The sequence below is a fragment of the Micromonospora sp. NPDC003776 genome (genome assembly GCF_053605645.1).
The window spans coordinates 1-2,768 of record NZ_JBSGJR010000751.1 but is presented as its reverse complement, the minus strand read 5'-3'; the positions used below and the strand labels follow the sequence as shown (position 1 = coordinate 2,768).

General features: G+C 74.6%; 3 protein-coding genes and 1 pseudogene. All 4 read left to right on the top strand.

The features are described from left to right. The first annotated feature begins 273 nt into the window (after positions 1 to 273). Positions 274 to 861, top strand: a complete 588-nt coding sequence (locus tag ACWEVO_RS34395) for a sigma-70 family RNA polymerase sigma factor (RefSeq protein ID WP_452311585.1) — start codon at positions 274 to 276, stop codon at positions 859 to 861. A 2-nt stretch (positions 862 to 863) separates the two neighbouring features. Then, positions 864 to 1,418 carry a MauE/DoxX family redox-associated membrane protein gene (locus ACWEVO_RS34390; RefSeq protein ID WP_452311586.1) on the top strand — a complete coding sequence of 185 codons (555 nt, stop codon included), beginning with the start codon at positions 864 to 866 and terminating at the stop codon, positions 1,416 to 1,418. Next, positions 1,411 to 2,127: a thioredoxin domain-containing protein gene (locus ACWEVO_RS34385; RefSeq protein WP_452311584.1), complete on the top strand. Its 717-nt coding sequence runs from the start codon at positions 1,411 to 1,413 to the stop codon at positions 2,125 to 2,127. Before ACWEVO_RS34390 ends, ACWEVO_RS34385 begins: the two co-directional genes overlap by 8 nt. Beyond that, positions 2,124 to 2,768 (top strand): annotated as a pseudogene (locus ACWEVO_RS34380) (hypothetical protein); the annotation flags it as partial. The gene ACWEVO_RS34385 and the pseudogene ACWEVO_RS34380, both read left to right, overlap by 4 nt.

Here is a 2,768-nt window from a genome sequence, read left to right as displayed (position 1 = left end):
GCCACGGGGCGACGCCGGCGGCGTACGGCAGCAGACATGACCATCATGCTTCCCGACCGGGCGTCGATCGGCGAACCCGCCTCATCCGCGCCCCGGGGCGTACGCCGCCGGCCGCCGCCGCCCCGGCACCCGGCCGACCCGAACCCGCACGTCGTCGCACGTCACGAGCAGATAGTCGGGAACCGGGCGGGAAAAGTTCCCGGCGTGGCCGGGACCACGGAAAGGGCCGAAGGACCCTGTCCCGCCCAGCTACGCCGCGTAACCTCGTCTGTCGTGATCCCCGGCCCGCGTGACACCTCCGCCGACCGCCGTCCGGCGGCGCCGGACGCTGCCCCGGACCAGGTGACGCGGTGGGCGCTGGCCGCCGGGGCGGGCGACCGGACCGCGCAGGTCGCCTTCGTCCGGTCCACCCAGGCCGAGGTGTGGCGCTTCACCGCCGCCCTGGTCGACCCGGACAGCGCGGACGATCTGACCCAGGAGACCTACCTGCGGGCGTTCCGGGCACTGCCCGGTTTCCAGGCGCGGGCCAGCGCGCGCACCTGGCTGCTCGGCATCGCCCGGCGGGCCTGCGCCGACCACCTGCGCACCGTGGTCCGCCGGCGGCGGCTGGACGAGCGGCTCGCGGCGCACGCGGCCACCGAGTGGCCGTACCCCGACCCGGCCGGGCAGCTCGGCGCCACCGACCTGGTCCGTCGGCTACCCGCCGAGCGGCGCGGCGCGTTCGTGCTCACCCAACTGCTCGGCCTGTCGTACGCCGAGGCCGCCGAGGTGGAGGGGGTGCCGGTGGGCACCATCCGCTCCCGGGTGGCCCGGGCCCGGGGCGACCTCGTCGACGCCGTCGGCGACGCGCTGGCCGGATGACCATGGAACCGTCCGCGGCTCCGGAACGACTAACCACCGTGAGCGCATCTCGCATCCCGGCCGGCCGCTGGCTCCGCGTGCGGCCCTGGCTCGGCACCGCCGCCCGGTTCGGGCTGGCCGCGGTCTGGTTGATCGCCGGCGGCACCAAGGTCGGTGACCTGGGCGCGTCCGGCCGGGCCGTCAACGCCTACCAGGTCATGCCGTACGACGTCGCGGCCGTGATCGGGGCCGCGCTGCCCTTCGTGGAGCTGGCGCTCGGCGTGCTCCTGCTCGTCGGCCTGGCCACCCGGCTGGCCGCCGGCATCTCCACCGCGCTGCTGGTGGTCTTCATCACCGGCATCGCCTCGGCCTGGGCGCGTGGCCTGGCCATCGACTGCGGGTGCTTCGGCAGCGGCGGCCAGCTCGCCGCCGGCCAGGCCCCGAGCTACCTCCCGGAGATCCTCCGGGACCTGGGATTCCTGGTACTGGCCGGGTTCCTGCTGAGCTGGCCCCGCACCCCGTTCTCCGTGGACGGCTGGCTGGCGGGCGAACCACCCGTGGAGGGCGAGGATGAGTAGTCGCAAGGGGCAGAAGAACGCGGCCCGGGTGGTCCGGGAGCAGATCGCCCGGGAGAAGCGACGCAAGCGCACCCTCTGGACCACCATCGCCGCCGTGCTCGTGCTGGTCATCGCCGGTGGCATCGGCTGGGCCGTCTACTCCAGCCAGAAGTCGACCAGCTTCACCACCCCGCCCGGCGCGAACGCCGACGGCACGGGCATCGTCGAGGGCGGCGGACCGGTCACCATCGACCTGTACGAGGACTACCAGTGCCCGGTCTGCAAGCAGTTCCAGCAGCTCAGCGGCCCCACCCTCAAGCAGCTGGTCAGTGAGGGCAAGGCCAAGGTCGTCTTCCACCCGGTCGTCTTCCTGAACCGCTTCTCCACCACGGAATACTCCACCCGCTCCGCGGCCGCCGCCGGCTGCGCCGCCAAGGGCGGCAAGTTCACCGAGTTCACCGACCAGCTCTTCGCCAAGCAGCCGCCGGAGAACAGCGCCGGGCTGAGCAACGCCGAGCTGATCGACATCGGCGCGGGCGTCGGCCTGAACAAGGACGACTTCGGTTCCTGCGTCAACGACGGCACGTACAAGTCGTGGACCGAGCACGTGACCGACGACGCGAGCAAGGCCGGGGTGACCGGCACCCCGACGGTCAAGGTCAACGGCAAGGAGATCCAGGACAAGACGCCGGACGGGATCAAGGCGGCGGTGGCGGCGGCCGGCAAGTGATCCGCGTACCGCTGCGGCGGGCGGGGCTGGTGGTCACCGCCGCGCTCGCCGCCCTGCTCGCCCTCGCCACCCCGGCCGCCGCGCACGGCGCGGACGCCCCCGACGGCACGAACTACCGGGCTGTGGTCACCGCGCTCACCCCCGCCCCGGGCGGGCTCACCGCGCGGATCGTGGAGGCGGGTGCCCGGCTGGAGCTCACCAACGCCACCGGGCGGGACGTCGAGGTGCTCGGCTACTCCGGCGAGCCGTACCTGCGGATCGGCCCGGGCGGGGTGTACGAGAACAGCCGCTCCCCCGCCACGTACCTCAACCGCACCCTCGCCGGGGACACCCCGCTCCCGGCCGACGCCGACCCGGCCGCGAGCCCGGTCTGGCGGAAGGTCTCGGACGACCGCTCGGCCCGCTGGCACGACCAGCGGGCCCGCTGGGCGGAGTCCGACCCGCCGGCGTCGGTGACCGCCGACCCGGGCCGCGAGCAGCGGGTCCGCGACTGGGTGGTGCCGCTGCGCGACGGCGACCGGTCGATCGAGGTGCGCGGCACCCTGGACTGGGTGCCGCCGCCGGACCCGTACCCCTGGTGGGTGGCCGGGACGCTCGGCTTCCTGCTCATCGGCGCCGCCGGGGTCCTGCCCGCCGCCGGC

Bases quoted from the DNA above. Each gene is read 5' to 3' on its own strand.
- ACWEVO_RS34390 (WP_452311586.1), top strand. From the start codon at position 864: ATGGAACCGTCCGCGGCTCCGGAACGACTAACCACCGTGAGCGCATCT.
- ACWEVO_RS34385 (WP_452311584.1), top strand. From the start codon at position 1,411: ATGAGTAGTCGCAAGGGGCAGAAGAACGCGGCCCGGGTGGTCCGGGAG.